Genomic DNA, 1,915 nt, shown 5'->3' with positions numbered 1-1,915 from the left:
TGAATCTTGATAGACTAAATGTATTATTCGCTTTGCCAACAATCTTTGAAAAAAAAATATTTAGTCAGGAAAATTTTCAGGAAGTAGCATTAGGACCTTTAAACAGCACGTTAACATCAATCTCCTACAATTTTGAACTTTCTCCTCTTTTTAGATTAGAACCCATGGTCACTTATTATACACGTCAACAGCTAGAAGACCAGTGGCAAGTTTACGGCACAGTTCATTATAAAGATCTTTTTTGGGTTGGTGCTAATTATACTGATGGTTACGGCTCCTCAGTTTATGGTGGAATCCAAATAAGCAATTTACTTAAAGTCGGTTATAGCTTCGATTTTGCAACAAATGATTTATCAGCTTATAATTCCCATGAATTTTATTTATCTGTAAGATTAGGTAATAAAAAAGTCGATAGATCAAAAAACTATATCTCTCAAAATAATTTAAATGATGAGCAGCTTCCTCAAGACGAAGATAAAGAAAATGATGAGGTTATTGAAGACAACCCTGAGCTGACAGAAGCTGCTATACCTAAAGAAAGAAGCCCTGAAATTAATACAAGTAGTGACTCGCTTACCATTCCTGAATCAACCGTATCTATAAAACCAGAGAGTGATCTAAAAGAAGAAGTCGTAGTTGAGCAAGCAAATGTAGAATCGCCAATAGCAATTCCAAACACAGAAGAGGATAAAAACTCTTTTGAATCATCTATGGCACCAGGATTTTATGTTGTGGTAGGTGCATTTTTGAGCCCTGAAAATGCTAATAAATTTATTGAGCAATTAAAAAATGCTGAATATGATCCTTCTCAGGCTTACAGGGGTGAAACTGAGTATCATTATGTATATCTCATGTTTACAGAGAATCGAAATGAAGCTGAAGCACTTCGTGATGAGTTAAGGTCGGTAGACCAGTTTAAATTCTCAGAAACTTGGATACTTGAAATTGATTAAAATGAATTACCATGAAATCCTCCCATATATGTTTTCTCATCTTAATCCTATTTGGTTGTAGGTCTGAAGACCCTGATCCAACACCGATTATATCCGAACTATCTGGTTGCCGAGATATATATGCGATCAATACCGACATACAGGCCCTTTTCTCTGATTACTCGTGTGAGTATGGTGAGGTCTTTTGTGAGGATTGTGATTACGTGCTAGGTCATGATCAAGTCATCTTAGACAATGACCAATTAAACTTACCTTTAGGGGCTACTGTTGGTATCGAAAGTGGCCTACGTAAATCTATTATTATAAGAAATTTTCAAGGTACTGCTGAACTACCTTACATATTTACAAATTGTGATGGAAAATCAATCGTGAGTGATGATGTTCCTGCAATCAAATTACATAACAATAACCATATAAGATTAACAGGTACCGGTTCATCCGATACCTATGGTATAAATGTTATTAAAGGCAAACCCTTCGGGGTTGTTGCTGAGTTGGGAACTTCAAATTTTGAAATTGATCATCTTGAAATTACAGGTATAACTGAGGTTGCTATTTCTGCCAGAACAAGACCTACATGTGACGGCTCAACAAACAGAGGCACTTTTGAACAAAAAAATTCAGTTATACATCATAATTACTTACATGATGTGGGTGGGGAGGGCACTTATGTAGGTGGCTCTCATTGGCATTCCAACTTCCCCCCTGTGGACGAATGTTTAGGATTAACTCTCTACGAACCAGAGTTAAAAGGGGTTAAAATTTATAACAATTTGGTTGAAAATGTGGGGAAAGATGGAATTCAGGTTGGGGGAGCAGTTGAAGACTGTCAGATATACAATAATATTGTTGTAAACTATGGACTTAGAAACATAACTGTGCATCAATCAGGAATACAAATAAACCCTGGAACAACTGGCGAGGTTTTCAGCAATGTAGTACAGGGAGGCACGGGAAATGGT

2 protein-coding genes are annotated in these 1,915 nt (G+C 36.4%); both read left to right on the top strand.

Translation table 11 applies throughout. The features are described 5' to 3' along the window. On the top strand, positions 1-953 hold a 953-nt coding region (locus E1176_RS01750; RefSeq protein ID WP_155208856.1), incomplete at its 5' end, for a PorP/SprF family type IX secretion system membrane protein. A gap of 11 nt (positions 954-964) precedes the next feature. Then, positions 965-1,915 (top strand): right-handed parallel beta-helix repeat-containing protein (locus E1176_RS01745; RefSeq protein WP_155208855.1); only part of this gene is annotated, 951 nt, incomplete at its 3' end.

Source organism: Fulvivirga aurantia (assembly GCF_009711475.1).
GTDB classification, from domain to species: domain Bacteria; phylum Bacteroidota; class Bacteroidia; order Cytophagales; family Cyclobacteriaceae; genus Fulvivirga; species Fulvivirga aurantia.
Note: the sequence above shows the minus strand (reverse complement) of the source record. Positions and strands in the feature narration are given on the sequence as shown.